The 16,745-nt window shown below is 39.3% G+C and carries 15 protein-coding genes; 12 read left to right on the top strand and 3 right to left on the bottom strand.

The features are described 5' to 3' along the window. The first annotated feature begins 65 nt into the window (after window positions 1–65). From BSR19_RS05490 to BSR19_RS05440, 11 genes are all read left to right on the top strand, one after another. Entirely contained in the window at window positions 66–479 is a 414-nt protein-coding gene (locus BSR19_RS05490; RefSeq protein WP_004182520.1) for a Spx/MgsR family RNA polymerase-binding regulatory protein, read from the top strand. Then, window positions 472–753, top strand: a complete 282-nt coding sequence (locus BSR19_RS05485; protein ID WP_064520841.1) for a UPF0223 family protein — start codon at window positions 472–474, stop codon at window positions 751–753. The genes BSR19_RS05490 and BSR19_RS05485 overlap by 8 nt, the downstream gene beginning before the upstream one ends. Then, window positions 743–1,510, top strand: a complete 768-nt coding sequence (locus BSR19_RS05480) for an inositol monophosphatase family protein (protein ID WP_084871369.1) — start codon at window positions 743–745, stop codon at window positions 1,508–1,510. Before BSR19_RS05485 ends, BSR19_RS05480 begins: the two co-directional genes overlap by 11 nt. A gap of 80 nt (window positions 1,511–1,590) precedes the next feature. Beyond that, window positions 1,591–2,901 carry an RsmF rRNA methyltransferase first C-terminal domain-containing protein gene (locus tag BSR19_RS05475; RefSeq protein WP_156246709.1) on the top strand — a complete coding sequence of 437 codons (1,311 nt, stop codon included), beginning with the start codon at window positions 1,591–1,593 and terminating at the stop codon, window positions 2,899–2,901. A gap of 125 nt (window positions 2,902–3,026) precedes the next feature. Beyond that, entirely contained in the window at window positions 3,027–3,902 is an 876-nt protein-coding gene (locus BSR19_RS05470; RefSeq protein ID WP_139724285.1) for a phosphate ABC transporter substrate-binding protein PstS family protein, read from the top strand. A gap of 2 nt (window positions 3,903–3,904) precedes the next feature. Next, window positions 3,905–4,819: a phosphate ABC transporter permease subunit PstC gene (gene pstC, locus BSR19_RS05465; RefSeq protein WP_002890959.1), complete on the top strand. Its 915-nt coding sequence runs from the start codon at window positions 3,905–3,907 to the stop codon at window positions 4,817–4,819. Then, window positions 4,809–5,693, top strand: coding sequence for a phosphate ABC transporter permease PstA (gene pstA / locus BSR19_RS05460; protein WP_013990602.1), 885 nt, complete (start codon window positions 4,809–4,811; stop codon window positions 5,691–5,693). Before pstC ends, pstA begins: the two co-directional genes overlap by 11 nt. A gap of 10 nt (window positions 5,694–5,703) precedes the next feature. Continuing rightward, complete coding sequence (gene pstB / locus BSR19_RS05455) at window positions 5,704–6,507, top strand: phosphate ABC transporter ATP-binding protein PstB (protein ID WP_003092580.1); 804 nt, start codon at window positions 5,704–5,706, stop codon at window positions 6,505–6,507. Window positions 6,508–6,519: 12 nt separating this feature from the next. Next, a complete protein-coding gene (gene pstB / locus BSR19_RS05450) occupies window positions 6,520–7,278 on the top strand; it encodes a phosphate ABC transporter ATP-binding protein PstB (protein WP_002890956.1) in 759 nt (252 codons plus the stop codon). Between the two features lie 28 nt (window positions 7,279–7,306). Beyond that, window positions 7,307–7,960, top strand: a complete 654-nt coding sequence (gene phoU, locus BSR19_RS05445; protein WP_004182526.1) for a phosphate signaling complex protein PhoU — start codon at window positions 7,307–7,309, stop codon at window positions 7,958–7,960. Window positions 7,961–8,093: 133 nt separating this feature from the next. Next, window positions 8,094–10,634 carry a M1 family metallopeptidase gene (locus BSR19_RS05440; RefSeq protein ID WP_156246708.1) on the top strand — a complete coding sequence of 847 codons (2,541 nt, stop codon included), beginning with the start codon at window positions 8,094–8,096 and terminating at the stop codon, window positions 10,632–10,634. A gap of 162 nt (window positions 10,635–10,796) precedes the next feature. Here the strand turns inward: BSR19_RS05440 and xerS are convergent, their stop codons facing one another. Further along, a complete protein-coding gene (gene xerS / locus BSR19_RS05435; RefSeq protein WP_156246707.1) occupies window positions 10,797–11,867 on the bottom strand; it encodes a tyrosine recombinase XerS in 1,071 nt (356 codons plus the stop codon). A 266-nt stretch (window positions 11,868–12,133) separates the two neighbouring features. Continuing rightward, window positions 12,134–13,123, bottom strand: a complete 990-nt coding sequence (locus BSR19_RS05430) for a lipoate--protein ligase (protein WP_049545534.1) — start codon at window positions 13,121–13,123, stop codon at window positions 12,134–12,136. A gap of 123 nt (window positions 13,124–13,246) precedes the next feature. Here BSR19_RS05430 and BSR19_RS05425 point away from each other — a divergent pair, with 123 nt between their 5' ends. Then, entirely contained in the window at window positions 13,247–14,374 is a 1,128-nt protein-coding gene (locus BSR19_RS05425; protein WP_230315718.1) for a hypothetical protein, read from the top strand. Window positions 14,375–14,482: 108 nt separating this feature from the next. Here the strand turns inward: BSR19_RS05425 and glgP are convergent, their stop codons facing one another. Beyond that, window positions 14,483–16,744 carry a glycogen/starch/alpha-glucan family phosphorylase gene (glgP, locus tag BSR19_RS05420; protein ID WP_060775862.1) on the bottom strand — a complete coding sequence of 754 codons (2,262 nt, stop codon included), beginning with the start codon at window positions 16,742–16,744 and terminating at the stop codon, window positions 14,483–14,485. Window position 16,745: the final 1 nt, after the last annotated feature.

Below are 16,745 nucleotides of genomic sequence, written 5' to 3'. Positions count from 1 at the left end.
GCGTAGCCAAAACTAATCAAATAATGTATAATGATTAGGAATGTTAAAGTGAAAGGGGTGTTTGCATGGTAACTTTATTTTTATCACCTAGCTGCACCAGCTGTAGGAAAGCACGAGCCTGGTTGACCAATCATGAAGTTGCTTTTGACGAACACAATATTATCACGAGCCCATTAACTCACGATGAGTTGATGAAGATTTTGTCTTACACGGAAAACGGTACTGAAGATATCATTTCAACCCGTTCAAAAGTCTTTCAGAAGCTGAATATCGATGTGGATGATTTGACCATCAAGGAACTCATTCAATTGATTTCTGAATATCCAAATCTTCTTCGTCGACCTATCATTATGGACAACAAACGCATGCAAATCGGTTTCAACGAAGATGAAATTCGTGCCTTTTTGCCTCGTGATTATAGAAAGCAAGAATTGCGTCAAGCGACCATTCGAGCTGAAATTGAGGGTAACAATGACTAAAGGAAATTATTCCTACCCACTCGATCCATCATGGAGCACTGAGGAAATTACCACAGTGCTTCATTTTTTGAGTCAGGTAGAAAAAGCATACGAGAGCAAGGTTGACCGTGACCAACTCTTGCAAGCCTATAAGGTATTTAAAACTGTTGTCCCAGGCAAAGCGCCTGAAAAGCAACTAGACAAGGCCTTTGAAGAAGCTAGCGGTTTTTCAACCTATCAAGCTGTCAAAGCTGCTAAAGCAAAAGATAAAGGATTTGTATCACTTGGAAAATAAACTGATTTTCGCCAAAGAAATCATCAAAGAAGCTGGTGCTTTTATCAAAGAAAGTTTAAGTAAAACAATTACGGTCGAAGAAAAGACGGCTTTTGATGATTTAGTCACTAATATTGACAAACAAACACAAGATTTACTCGTGGCACGTATTAAATCTGCCTTCCCTTCAGACAATATTTTCGCTGAAGAAAATGGCTTGGTGCATAATATCAAAGATGGAAATGTCTGGGTCTTGGATCCTATTGATGGAACGGTCAATTTTATTGTCCAACAAGATAATTTTTGTGTGATGATTGCCTACTATGAAGAGGGACAAGGAAAATTTGGTCTCATTTATAACGTCATGGCTGATCAACTTTTCTATGGTGGTGGCCAGTTTGATGTGTATTGTAATGACAAATTGCTTCCAGCCTATAAAAGTCGACCATTAGACCGTTGCCTAGTCGCTAGCAATGGAGCCATGTACGCTAAAAATTTTCATGGCTTAAAAGACCTTATTGATAAGACCTTGGGTGTTCGTGTCTACGGTGGTGCCGGTTTAAGCATGTCAAAAGTCCTATCTGGCCAAATTTTAGCTTACTTTTCAGTTATTTACCCATGGGACTATGCCGCAGCAAGTATTATGGGAGAAAAATTGGGTTATCACCTTGAGACCATTACTGGAGAACCACTGGATTATTCTAGTCGTCAAGCTGTGATGCTTGTCCCTAAAGACAGACTTGAAGAAATCAAGCATATTATGGGCTCAGAAAATTAATTTGAAACATAAAACCATACTGGACAAATCAGAACAGCAAGTTCTCTTGGTTAGTCCAGTTTTTTGATAGAAAGGAAACTATGCAATTTCCATTAGACTTTATAGAAAAATATAATAAGCTCCTTGGAGATGAAGCGAAGGACTTCTTTGCATCTTTTGATCAAGAAGCCGTATCCGCCTACCGTACCAACCCTCTTAAAAAGCAACAGAAGGACTTTCCTGATGCTATCCCTGAAACACCTTGGGGCCATTACGGTAAAATTTCCGGAAAATCTGCCGACCATGCAACTGGTTTGGTTTATTCTCAGGAACCAGCTGCTCAAATGGTTGCTCAAGTGGCAGCACCATCCAAGGGAAGTCGTGTCTTAGACTTGGCAGCTGCTCCAGGCGGAAAGTCTACTCATCTTCTTAGTTACCTAGATAATACAGGACTGCTGGTCAGCAATGAAATCAATCCAAAGCGTAGCAAAATTCTGGTTGAAAACATTGAGCGTTTTGGAGCGAGAAATGTTATTGTGACAAACACGTCAGCTGATAAACTAGCCAAAGTTTTCAAAAATTATTTTGATACGATTGTCTTTGATGGACCATGTTCTGGAGAAGGAATGTTTCGTAAGGATCCTGATGCAATCCAATATTGGCATAAGGAGTATCCTAGTGAACTGGCACAATTACAGAAGGACATCTTATCAGACGGTTTGAAAATGCTCGCTCCTGGTGGACAATTGATCTACTCAACCTGCACATGGTCTCCTGAGGAAAATGAAGGTGTTGTTACTTGGATTTTAGAAAATAATCCTGATCTTGAATTGGTGGCAATCCCTAAATTGAATGGCATGAGTGATGGAATTGATTTTCCAGAAACAGCTCGAATGTATCCACACCATTTCAAAGGTGAAGGCCAGTTTGTGGCAAAATTCCAGGATAAGCGCGTGCCTGAGCAAACACGTATCAAAGAGGGAAAATCTAACCTAAACAAGGAGCAGAAGCAACTTTGGGAAGATTTTGCAAAAAAACACCTTAAAACTAGACTGGATGGTTTGCTGCAAGTTTTTGGGGACAATCTCTACCTGCTTCCAAAAGGGCTCCCAGACCTTTCTAAAGTTAAAATCGCTCGTAACGGTTTGCATCTTGGTGTCTTCAAGAAAAAACGTTTCGAACCAAGTTTTGCTCTTGGAATTGCTTTAACATCTGATGAAGTTGTTTCAAGTATAGAGCTAAGTCAAGACCAGTTTGCCCAATACGTTTCTGGTAATGTGGTTACTCTAGATCAAACTCATCCTAACGGTTGGTATCAGCTTTTAGTGGACGGCAATGGTTTTGGGTTTGCTAAAGTTGTTGGAAATACGGTTAAAAACTACTATCCTAAAGGATTAAGATTTCACATTTAAGAACCTGTAACCAAACTTTAATATGACTTAGTTATCCTATACTTGTTATAATTAGATAGGTGTCTTTTAACAGCATATCTATGAGACACTTTCTTACTTATGTTACAAAATGTCGGAGGACAAAAATGAAAAAAACAAAAGTCCTTGCAGTGATTCTGTCACTGGCAATGGCCATGCTGGTTTTAACTGGCTGTGCCTCTTGGATTGACCGTGGCCAGTCCATTACAGCAGTTGGTTCTACGGCCCTTCAACCCCTAGTGGAGGCGGCAGCAGATGGCTTCGCTGAAAAGAACCCTGACAATATCGTTAACGTTCAGGGAGGCGGTTCTGGTACTGGACTTTCTCAAGTACAATCCGGTGCCGTTCAAATTGGTAACAGTGACCTTTTTGCCGAGGAAAAATCGGGAATTGATGCTAGTAAGCTTGTTGACTTTCAAGTTGCCGTTGCTGGGATTGCAGTTATTACAAACAAAGAAGTCTCTGTAGATAACTTGACAACAGAACAACTGCGTAAGATTTTCACTGGTGAAATCACAAACTGGAAACAGCTTGGTGGTAAAGACCTAGAGATTACTATTATTAACCGTGCAGCTAGCTCAGGATCACGCGCAACTTTCGATGCAGTGATTATGGATGGTAAATCCCCAATCCGTACCCAAGAGCAAGATTCTAACGGTATGGTTAAGTCAATTGTTGCTCAGACACCAGGTGCTATTTCATACCTATCATTTGCTTACCTTGATGATTCTGTTAAAACATTGAAGTTAAATGGATTTGAACCCAAAGCTGAAAATGTTGCAACTAACGATTGGCCGATTTGGTCCTACGAACATATGTATACCAAGGGAAAACCGGATAGCTATACCAAACAATTCTTAGATTACATGATGAGTGACGAAGTCCAAGAAAACGTCGTCGCAAAAATGGGTTACATTTCCATCCATAGCATGAAAGTTACCAAGGATGCTGATGGTAAAGTCTCAAAGAAGAGTGAGGAGTAAGCATGAAAAATGAAGAATTGGTGAAACAATTAACATCACCCTCTAAAAATTCACGCCTCGAGAAGTTTGGTAAAACAATCACTTTCCTTTGCCTGGCCTTGATTGTTTTCATCGTGGCGATGATTTTACTTTTCGTTGCTCAAAAAGGGCTGGCGACTTTCTTTGTCAATAAAGTTAGTTTGGTCGAGTTTCTCTTTAGTGGTGATTGGTCACCATCTGAAGGTAAATTCGGGGCTCTACCAATGATTTTGGGATCATTCGTAGTGACTTTGCTTTCAGCCTTGGTTGCAACCCCATTTGCCATTGGAGCAGCCATCTTTATGACTGAGATTTCTCCTAAAGGGGCTAAATTCCTACAACCCGCTATTGAACTTTTGGTCGGGATTCCATCCGTTGTTTATGGATTTATTGGTCTCCAAGTCGTGGTTCCATTTGTTCGCTTAATTTTTGGTGGAACAGGTTTTGGTATTCTTTCAGGTACCTTTGTCTTGTTCGTCATGATTCTACCAACCGTAACCTTTATGACAACAGATACGCTTCGTGCAGTGCCTCGTCACTATCGTGAAGCTAGTCTAGCAATGGGGGCTACACGCTGGCAAACGATTTGGCGTGTGACACTTAATGCGGCTAAACCAGGTATCTTCACGGCCGTTATCTTTGGTATGGCCCGTGCCTTTGGTGAAGCTCTGGCCATCCAAATGGTTGTCGGAAATTCCGCCGTGATTCCAACTTCTTTAACGACACCAGCAGCAACATTGACTTCTGTCTTGACTATGGGAATCGGAAATACAGTCATGGGTACTGTTTCAAACAATGTCCTTTGGTCTCTCGCCCTGGTGCTCTTATTGATGAGTCTTGGTTTCAATATGTTGGTGAAATTCATTACCCGTGAGAGAAAGAGAAATTATGAACGCTAAAAAAATTGATAAAATTGCCATCAGCACACTCTATGTGATTGCTGGCATTATTGTAACAATCCTGGCAGCCTTGATTCTCTATATCTTGGTTCGCGGGATACCACATATCAGCTGGTCTTTCTTGACTAGTCGATCATCATCCTACAAAGCTGGTGGAGGAATTGGGGTTCAACTCTACAACTCATTCTTCCTATTGGTTATTACTTTGATTATTTCTGTGCCTCTTTCAATGGGAGCTGGCATCTTCTTATCAGAATATGCTAAAAAAGGACGACTTACCAACTTTGTCCGTACCTGTATTGAAATCCTATCTTCACTACCTTCAGTGGTAGTCGGACTCTTTGGTTATTTGATTTTCGTTGTCCAATTTCAGTATGGATTTTCAATCCTATCAGGTGCCTTGGCCTTAACTGTCTTTAACTTGCCACAAATGACTCGTACGGTTGAAGATAGCTTAAGAACCGTTCACCATACCCAACGTGAAGCTGGCCTAGCTCTAGGTTTGTCTCGATGGGAAACTATCTGTCACGTTGTTGTTCCAGAAGCCTTACCTGGTATTGTTACTGGTATCGTTCTTGCTTCTGGTCGTATTTTCGGAGAAGCAGCAGCGCTTATCTATACAGCAGGTCAATCTGCACCAGCACTTAACTGGAGCGACTGGAATCCGCTTAGCATCTCTAGTCCAATTTCGATTTTCCGCCAAGCAGAGACACTTGCTGTTCACATCTGGAAGGTCAACTCAGAAGGTACGACACCTGACGCCACTGCAGTATCTGCTGGTTCAGCAGCAGTGCTCTTGATTTTCATTCTGATTTTCAACTTTGGTGCACGTCGTTTGGGAGCTTACCTCCATAAGAAATTAACATCCGCTTAAAGGAGTTATCATGACAAAATACAATTGGGACGAGCGTCATATTATCACCTTCCCAGAGAAGGAGCTCGCTCTTGAAACAAAGGACTTGCATGTTTACTATGGTCAAAAAGAAGCCATCAAAGGCATTGACATGCAATTCGAGAAAAATAAAATCACAGCTCTTATTGGGCCTTCAGGATGCGGTAAATCAACTTTTCTTCGTAGTCTAAACCGTATGAATGATACGATTGATATTGCCAAGGTTACTGGACAAATCCTTTATCAAGGAGTCGATGTTAACGCAAGTAATATCAATGTTTATGAAATGCGTAAACATATTGGAATGGTTTTCCAACGTCCAAATCCATTCGCCAAGTCTATTTACAGAAATATCACCTTTGCTCACGAACGTAAAGGTGTAAGAGATAAGCAAACCTTGGATGAGATTGTTGAAACATCACTTAAGCAAGCTGGACTTTGGGATCAAGTTAAAGATGACCTTCATAAATCTGCCTTTACCCTCTCAGGTGGTCAGCAGCAACGTCTTTGTATTGCAAGAGCTATTGCCGTGAAACCGCAGATTCTCCTCATGGACGAACCTGCAGCTTCATTGGACCCTGTAGCTACTATGCAGCTCGAAGAGACCATGTTTGAACTTAAGGAAGATTACTCTATTATCATCGTGACGCACAATATGCAACAAGCAGCGCGTGCTAGTGATTATACAGCATTCTTCTACCTTGGTGATCTTATCGAATATGATGAAACCAAGAAAATCTTCCAAGATGCTGCCCTACAGTCAACCAATGACTATGTATCAGGACGCTTTGGATAGAAAGGAGCACTTATGACTGAACCAATCATTTCAATTAATGATTTATCGGTGTATTTCAATAAGAAAAAAGCCCTCAATAATGTGACAATGGATTTCTATCCAAATGAAATCACGGCCCTTATCGGTCCTTCAGGATCCGGGAAATCAACCCTGCTCCGTTCTATCAACCGAATGGGAGATTTAAATCCCGAATGGACACTTACTGGTGCTGTTTCATACAACGGTCACAATGTCTACAGTCCTCGAACAGATACCGTTGAACTCCGTAAAGAAATCGGAATGGTCTTCCAACAACCCAATCCTTTTCCAATGTCAATCTATGAAAACGTGGTTTATGGCCTTCGTATCAATGGTATCAAAGATAAGGCTGTTCTTGATCAAGCAGTAGAAGAATCACTAAAGGGTGCTTCAATCTGGGAAGAGGTTAAAGACCGTCTCCATGACTCAGCACTCGGACTTTCAGGAGGGCAACAACAACGTGTCTGTATTGCTCGAGTGCTAGCCACGTCTCCAAAGGTTATCCTTCTTGATGAACCAACCTCGGCCCTCGACCCTATCTCCGCTGGTAAGATTGAGGAAACCCTCTATAACCTTAAAGAACAATACACCTTGTTGCTAGTCACTCGTTCTATGCAGCAGGCAAGTCGTATCTCACAACGAACAGCCTTTTTCCTTGATGGAGAGCTCATCGAGTATTCATCAACGAAAGACATGTTCCTAAATCCACAACATAAAGAAACTGAAGATTATATTACCGGTAAATTCGGTTAAGAAAGGACAGATTACTAAAAAAATTATGATGTTACGAACTCCCTTCGAAGAAGAATTAGAAAAACTCCACAACCAATTTTACGCTATGGGTACAGAGGTTGCAGCTCAGCTTAAGAAAGCTGTTCGTGCCTTTATCAGCCATGACCGTGATTTGGCTAAGGAAGTCATTGAAAATGACGAAATCGTCAATAACTACGAAACCAAACTTGAGAAAAAATCACTTGAAATTATCGCTCTACAGCAACCTGTATCAAGTGATTTGCGTACAGTTATCACCGCACTTAAAGCATCTAGCGATGTTGAGCGTATGGGTGACCATGCCGTTGCTATCGCTAAAGCAACCATCCGCATTAAAGGTGAAGAACGCCTAACTGAAATTGAAGCTGAAATCAAGAAAATGGGGAAAGCAGTCCGCCACATGGTCGAAGATGCTCTAGATGTTTACTTGAACAGTGACGAACGACGCGCTTATGAAATCGCAGCTTCAGATGAAATCATTGATAACTATTTCCGTGATATTCAAGCCATGACAGTAGAAGGTGTTCGTAAGAATCCAGATGCTGCCTTCGCTGCCAAAGAATATTTCCAAGTACTTATGTATTTGGAACGTATCGGTGATTATGCCCGCAATCTCTGCGAGTGGGTTGTCTACCTCAAATCTGGTAAAATCATTGAACTGTAGGCAAAGCTTCCAATCTATGTTATAATGGGTTTGTATTGAATAATTCAGACCCTTTTCTTTTGTAAAAGAGTCTAATATCGAAACATTTGTCAGTCTGTTTCGATACGAAAAGTTAGATTAGGAGTATATACGTATGACAGCATCTGTTGCTCGTTTTATCGAAAGTTTCATCCCTGAAAATTACAATCTTTTCTTGGACATTAATCGTTCTGAAAAGACCTTTACAGGGAATGTTGCCATTACAGGTGAAGCCCTTGATAACCATATCTCCCTTCACCAAAAAGACCTTACCATTAGTTCCGTTCTCTTGGATAATGAATCGTTAAACTTCCAAATGGATGATGCTAACGAAGCCTTCCATATTGAACTTCCAGAGACCGGTGTTTTGACGCTTGTCATTGAATTCTCTGGTCGTATTACAGATAATATGACAGGGATTTACCCATCATATTACACCTACAATGGTGAGAAAAAAGAAATTATTTCAACGCAGTTTGAATCTCATTTTGCGCGTGAAGCCTTCCCATCTGTTGATGAACCAGAAGCTAAAGCTACTTTTGATTTCTCATTGAAATTTGATGCTGAAGAAGGCGATATCGCTTTGTCAAATATGCCTGAGATCAATAGCCATTTGCGTGAAGAGACTGGAGTTTGGACTTTTGAGACAACCCCTCGTATGTCTACATACCTCCTTGCCTTTGGTTTTGGAGCTCTTCAAGGTAAGACAGCGAAAACACAAAACGGTACTGAAGTTGGTGTCTTCGCTACAGTTGCACAAGCTGAAAACAGCGTTGACTTTGCCCTTGATATTGCCGTTCGTGTCATTGATTTTTACGAAGACTACTTCCAAGTCAAGTATCCTATCCCATTGTCATACCATCTCGCACTTCCTGACTTCTCAGCAGGTGCCATGGAAAACTGGGGACTTGTTACCTATCGTGAAGTTTACCTTCTTGTAGATGAAAATAGCTCAGCTGCAAGTCGTCAACAAGTAGCCCTTGTAGTTGCCCACGAATTGGCTCACCAATGGTTCGGTAACCTTGTTACAATGAAATGGTGGGATGATCTCTGGCTTAACGAAAGCTTTGCCAATATGATGGAGTATGTTTCAGTAGATGCCATTGAGCCTAGCTGGAATATCTTCGAAGATTTCCAAACAACTGGTGTGCCTCATGCCCTCCAACGTGATGCTACAGACGGTGTTCAGTCTGTCCACATGGAAGTCAATCACCCAGATGAGATTAATACCCTCTTTGATAGTGCTATCGTTTATGCTAAAGGTAGCCGTCTCATGCATATGCTTCGCCGTTGGTTAGGTGACGAAGCCTTTGCTAAAGGACTTAAAGCTTACTTCGAAAAACATCAGTACAACAACACTATTGGACGAGATCTCTGGAATGCCCTCTCTGATGCTTCTGGTAAAGATGTCTCTAGTTTCATGGATACTTGGTTGGAGCAACCAGGTTACCCTGTTGTTAGTGCAGAAGTAGTTAACGACACTCTTATTCTTAGTCAAAAACAATTCTTCATTGGTGAACATGAAGATAAAGGTCGTCTTTGGGAGATTCCATTGAACACAAATTGGAAGGGGCTCCCAGACACACTCTCAGAAGAGCGTATTGAGATTCAAAATTATAACCAGCTTGCTGCTGAAAATAACGGAGCTCTTCGCCTTAATACAGCAAATACAGCACATTACATCACAGATTATCAAGGTGAACTCTTGGACCACCTCTTAGAGGAATTTGCTAACCTTGATACTGTAAGTAAACTTCAGATTTTGCAAGAACGCCGTCTTCTTGCTGAAAGTGGCCGTATCTCGTATGCAAGCCTAGTCGCTCTTCTTGATCTTGTCGAAAAAGAAGAAAGCTTCTTGATTGCTCAAGCTAAGTCTCAAATCCTCGCTGGTTTGAAACGCTTTATCGATGAGGATACAGAAGCAGAAGTGCATTACAAGGCTTTAGTACGTCGTCAATTCCAAAACGACTTTGAGCGTCTTGGTTTCGATGCCAAAGATGGAGAATCCGATGAAGACGAAATGGTTCGTCAAACAGCTCTCAGCTACTTGATTCAAGCAGACTATCAACCAGCAGTCCTTGCGGCCGCAAGTGTTTTCCAAGCTCATAAAGAGAACATTGAAAGCATCCCTGCAAGTGTCCGTGGTCTCGTTCTCATTAACCAAATGAAACAAGAAAACAGTCTAACTCTTGTTGAAGACTATGTCAATGCATATGTAACAACAAATGATAGTAATTTCCGTCGTCAATTGACTCAAGCAGTTTCATACCTTAAAAACCAAGAAGGTCTCGACTACGTGCTAGGTCAGCTTAAAGACAAACATGTCGTTAAACCTCAAGATTTGTACCTATGGTATATGAATTTCCTCAGCAAATCATTTGCACAAGAAACCGTTTGGAACTGGGCGAAAGATAACTGGGATTGGATTAAGGCAGCCCTAGGTGGCGATATGAGCTTTGATAGCTTTGTTAATATCCCAGCAGGAATCTTTAAAACGCAAGAACGTCTTGATCAATATATTGCTTTCTTCGAGCCACAAACAAGTGATAAAGCCTTAGAACGTAATATCTTGATGGGAATTAAGACAATTGCTGCACGAGTAAACTTGATTGAAAAAGAAAAAGCAGCCGTTGAATCTGCCCTTAAAGATTATTAATAAGTAAAACAAACTTTCCTTCAAGGAAAGTTTGTTTTTTGTGTGTAATATTTTACATAGATTTAGTTATGTTAACTAAGGGTCATAAAATTATTTTGACATATTTAAATTTATGTAAACTAAAAAATAACCACTCCAAATAGGAATGGTTGGGATAGCCAATTATAAATTGTCTAGAGCATTTTTTTGCTCATCATTGACGATATGAGTATAAAGATCAGTGACCTGAGTGGAAGCATGACCAAGCTGATGACTAACTAAAACTTGAGACTTGGTAGCATCATAAAGACGTGTTGCCAGAGTGTGTCGTAGTTTATGGGGAGTCACACGTATCTTGAAATCCTGAGAATATTTGGCAACCATTTTTTCGATACTTGAAGCATCAATACGGTTTGGAACACCTCGATATTCCGTTAAAAATAGGGCAAGGTCTTGCTTTTCAGCATTATAGCGTTTATCACGTATACTAAGATAATTCTCAAGATAAGGTTTTGCAAAACTTGCTACATTAACTGAGTCTCGTTTGCCACCTTTTCGAGTAACATCAATGACCATCATTTTCAGATTGATATCTTTAAGGTCCAGGTTAACAGCCTCAGAAAGTCGAACGCCTGAAGCCAGTAGCAAGGCTATTATCGCTAAATCACGTTCTTTATTCTTGTAAAACGAAGATTTTGCGCGATTTGAGAGCTTAACTTCGTATTCGTTTTCGACATAATCAAGAAATTCCATGGTTTCATCGCCTAGAAAAAGTTTTTGTTTGATATTCTCAGCACGTGCAGCCAAGGTTTCTTTCTTTTTCTTAGTTGAAACTTTTTTCATGACGTTACGATAGAAATATGGCTCACCGTCAGGACCCTCGACCTCCTCAGTTAAATACTTATAGAGACTAGATAGAGCTGAAAGCGTACGGTTAATGGTTGTTTGAGAAACTCCCTGTTTCTTGGAATAGGTATTTAAGGACGGACGTTCACGTAGATAGAGCACAAATGACTCCATGTCCTTTTTAGTTAGATTTTCCAGGGTTTTGATGTCAATTAAGGCAATATCATGAGCATCTGAAATACCTGAGTCAATCAACCAGTCAAAAAAGCGTTTATATTCCTTAAGGTATTCGTATAAGGTCGTAAAAGAATATGGAACCGATAGTTTAGACTGATAATACTCTAAGACAAACCAAGGCATAAGAGATTTGTATTCTTCAATTTTTTCGAGTAAGAGTTCACGTTTCATTTGTTTTTTTCTCCAAAATTACTTAATAGAAGTATATCACACCCTTATCTTTCTTTCAAGAAAATTACAGTTTTTCGGAAAGATGTTATAGGATATTTTCTCTTAGAGGCTTTATAGGTTTACTATCTGAATATAAAATACCACACTAGGTCAATCAGATACTAACTTCCAGAACCAATGCGAAAATATCTATATCGTTATTTCACTTTGAAAGATTTTTCCCAAGAAAAAACAACCTGGAGTTTTCCAGATTGTTCAAACAATGATTAAGCTACGATAGCTTTTGCAACCTCCTCGGTTGTCATACGTGAGAAATAATGTGTTGTGTCAATAGTTTTAAGTTTTGCCAAGACATCTTCGTACTCGTAAGGTACACCAACCAACAAGTCTTCAATATCTGATACATCTCCGATACCAAAGAAATCTCCGTAAATCTTAACAGATTTAATGATTGAATTTTCAACGTTGGCATAGGTTGAGATCTTACCAGCTGGGTAACGAACATTACGTTCTACTGTGTATTCTGGTGACTGTCCGTAAGTCCAATCCCATGTATTGAATTGTTTCTCGTAAGAATCTTGAATCTTAGCCAATTCGCTTTCAGAAAGGACGTATTCTGTCATTTCTGGGTAGAATTCTTTCATTTTTTCCAAGATTTTATCTGAGAATTCATTTACAGTGATTTTTTCTGGCAATTCGTCGACGATGTTGGTCACACGAGCACGTACAGATTTAACGCCTTTTGATTCGATTTTGTCTTTGCTGACTTTAAGGGCTTGACCAAGAACCGACATATCAACGTCAAAAAGCAAGCAACCATGGTGCATCATACGACCTTTATAATAAGCTTGAGCATTTCCACAGAACTTTTTACCATCGATTTCAAGGTCATTACGGCCAGTAAATTCAGCCTTAACTCCCAAATCAGCAAGTGTAGCGATTACAGGTTGAGAGAAAGTCTTAAAGTCAAAAGCACCTTCATCTGCCTTATTAGAGATGATGGTATAGTTCAGGTTATTCAAATCGTGATAAACAGCTCCACCACCAGACAAACGGCGAACAACCTTGATACCATGAGCATCTGTATATTCTTTGTTAATCTCTTGAATGGTATTTTGGTGTTTACCAACAATGATAGCTGGACGGTTAATCCAAAGAATGAACAATTCATCTTCATTCACCAATTCACGAAAAGCATAGGCTTCCAAAGCAATATTATAGGCAGGATCATTTGATGTATTTACGATATATTTCATGAGGTCTCCTCTTGTAATGTGATACTTATATTATAAAGGAAAACAGTGACAAAGTACACGAAGACGCCTTAGCTATAAGGATTTTCATGATATAATAGTATAAAATATATGGGGAGTTTGGACATGATACAAAATCCTAGTAAATTGAGTCTCTTTTTCTCAAGGCTAACTAATAAAATAAATAAAAAGTTCAAAATAGCCTTAGCTCTGCTTCTTTTTGTAACCCTTGGAATTTTTCTCTATAATGCCTACCAAAGAGCTTATAAGCCTTACCTCTATGATAAGGAGAATTACTATTACAAGGCTTATCATTACAGTGTCAAGAAGATAATACCTCAAAGAAAAGTTGTCAAAGATATTGAGATTGAGGTTCTACACTTCGGAAAAGACGATTTTCCAGATGATTTGTCTGCCTATAAAGTCGGCCATTATATTGATAAAGGAATTGATCCCCGAAGACTTTTCTTACATATTACTTTTACAGATAATACCAATATGACTTTACCATTTGGACAGGTGACCTCTACTGAAAACCATTATGAAGAATATCAAAACTATTTCGATCATAAAGTATTTGAAGTCGGTCCAGGCTTTGATAAAGAATGGTTTTCTAATGCGGAGAATTACAGACAAATAATTCAGCGTTTCCCTGGATTACATGATAAAACAATGGATGCCAACTTCGAATTATATCTAAGAGATTTTCTTTTTTTGATAGTCCCTGGGGATACCCTATATCAAACTGGAGCTGTCAAAGAAGGCGTCAGTAAATACCACTTTCAGTTGAAAAATCCTAAATCAGGAAAAATGCAAAGTTATTTTATCTATGGAAATGAAGGCAAAATTCCATTATGGGATTGGCAAACTCCCTTTGTTACTTTTGATAAAGATTTTGCTAACAAAGAAAGAATCCAGGAATTTTTCGATGACTACGAAATTAGAGAGTATGGAAATTATTGGAATGGCATCTACCATATACAATTCCCTCACTTAAATTCATTTAGAGGTGACAGGTACAACTTTTATAAAATGGCTTTTTACTCAGATGAATTTACAAATTTTCCACTAAGCCTTGATTTAACAGGTAAGAGCGAGAACTTTAAAATTACCATTACAGATTCATACCTACAAGAAGAATCCAGAACTGCAAAAGATCAAATCCATTATCTAAAATACTCAACATCTAAAACTTATGATGCATCAAATAAAGAAGCATATATTAATGATATATTGAATCATTATCATAACTGACAGAATTAAATTTATGTAAACACAGCTAACCATCTAAATTAGCTGTGTTTTTTTCATGAAAAAAACAAGACCATTTCTGATCTTGTTTCCTTCTATGCAACTAGATTTTTATTTTGTGTGCCAGATGTCTTTGTCATACTGTTCGATTGTACGGTCAGATGAGAAGAACCCTGCTTCAGCGATGTTGTAAACAACTTTTTTGTTCCATGCATCTTGATCTTCGTAAGCTGCGTATACTTCTTCTTTCTTGTCGATGTATTCAGCCAAGTCAATCAATGTCATAAACCAGTCTTTAGAGATGAGTTCTTTTTGGAGACGTTCCAAGCGTTCTTTATCTCCAACTTTAACGAGGTCTTCACTTACAATAAAGTCAACAGCTGCTTTGATGTTAGCATCTTTTTTGTAGTAATCACGTGATACATAACCTTCTTTTTCGTAAAGGTCGATGATTGTATCAGAGTCTTTACCGAACGTGAAGATGTTCTCTGGTCCTACCAATTCAGCAATCTCAACGTTGGCACCGTCCATTGTACCAAGAGTGAGGGCACCGTTAAGCATGAATTTCATGTTACCTGTACCTGAAGCTTCTTTAGAAGCCAATGAGATTTGTTCTGAGATATCAGTTGCTGGAATAAGGTGTTCAGCGACTGTAACGTTATAGTTTTCAACCAAGTGAACGTTGAGGTATTTGCTTACTTCTGGATCATTGTTGATGAGCTCAGAAAGTGACAAGATCAAGTGGATGATGTCTTGAGCAATAACGTAGGCAGGAGCTGCTTTACCACCAAAGATGATAGTGATTTTACGTTTTGGAAGGTTTCCTTTTTTGATTTCCAAGTATTTGTGGATGACATACAAAGCGTTCATTTGTTGACGTTTGTATTCGTGGAAACGTTTGATTTGAGTATCAATGATTGAGTTTTCATCAAGATCGATACCTTTGTTGGCTTTAAGATAACGTTTAAGTGACAACTTGTTATCATATTTGATTTCAGCCAAACGTTTGTGAACTGCTGGATCATCTGCAAAGGCAGCCAATTTTTCCAATTGTGTTGCGTCAGTAAGGTAACCATCACCAATCAATTCTTTGATGTAATCAGCAAGTTCTTGGTTTGAGAATTCCAACCAACGACGGAATGTAATACCGTTTGTTTTGTTGTTGAAGCGTTCTGGGTAAAGGTCGTAGAATGGTTTCAACTCAGAAGATTTAAGGATTTCTGTGTGAAGTGCTGCTACACCGTTAACGCTTGTAGAGAAGTGAATATCCATGTGTGCCATGTGAACACGGTTGTCTTTGTCAATGATTTGAACACGTGGATCTTCGAATTTTTCACGAATGATAGCATCCAATTTCTTGATGATAACAACAAGGTGTGGAACAACTTCTTCAAGGTAGTCAAGAGGCCATTTTTCAAGGGCTTCAGCCAAGATAGTGTGGTTTGTGTAACCAACCATTTTGCTTACGATTGCTACTGCTTCATCAAATTCAAATCCATGTTTTTCTGTCAAAAGACGGATCAATTCTGGAATTACCATTGATGGGTGAGTATCGTTGATTTGTACGTAAGCGTAATCTGGAAGGTCGTGAAGGTTAGATCCACGTTCGATAGCTTCGTCGATCAAAAGTTGAGCAGCGTTTGATACCATGAAGTATTGTTGGTAGATACGCAAGAGCTCACCTTTACGAGTTGAGTCATCTGGGTAAAGGAAGAGTGTCAAGTTCTTTTGGATTTCATCTTGATCAAAAGTGATTCCTTTATCAATCAAATCATAGTCCACACCATTGATGTCAAAGAGGTTAAGGTAGTTCTTAGTTTCTTTCTTATAACCCAAGATATCCAAACGATCCAAACGTGATTTCAATGTGAAGTTTTTGAATGGAACATCATAAGAGATATCAGTTGGTACCAACCATGATTGATCTTCAATCCAGTAGTTTGGTTCTGCATCTTGTTTGTTATCTTTGAAAACTTGTTTGAAAAGACCACAGTGGTAGTTAAGACCAACACCTTCACCGTTGATGCCAAGTGTTGCCATAGAGTCGATGAAACATGAAGCCAAACGACCCAAACCACCGTTACCAAGAGATGGTTCTGGTTCAACGTCTTCAATTTCGCTGATTGATTTACCAGCAGCATCCAATTCAGCTTTAACATCTTTGTAGATGCCCAAGTTGATCAAGTTGTTAGACAAAAGTTTACCGATCAAGAATTCAGCTGAGATATAGTAAACTTTGCGTTTGCTATCGTTTTTAGGTTTTGGAGCAGCTGCTTCTTTTACGAATTCCAACAAAAGATAGTAGATTTCTTCGTTTGAAAGGTCCTTAAGATTTTTGTTTTTTGCTTCAACATATTGTGTAAATGTAGCCATT

The sequence above is a fragment of the Streptococcus salivarius genome (assembly GCF_009738225.1).
Classification (GTDB): domain Bacteria; phylum Bacillota; class Bacilli; order Lactobacillales; family Streptococcaceae; genus Streptococcus.
The sequence above is the reverse complement of the archived record's forward strand: the minus strand, read 5'-3'. Positions and strand labels throughout refer to the sequence as shown.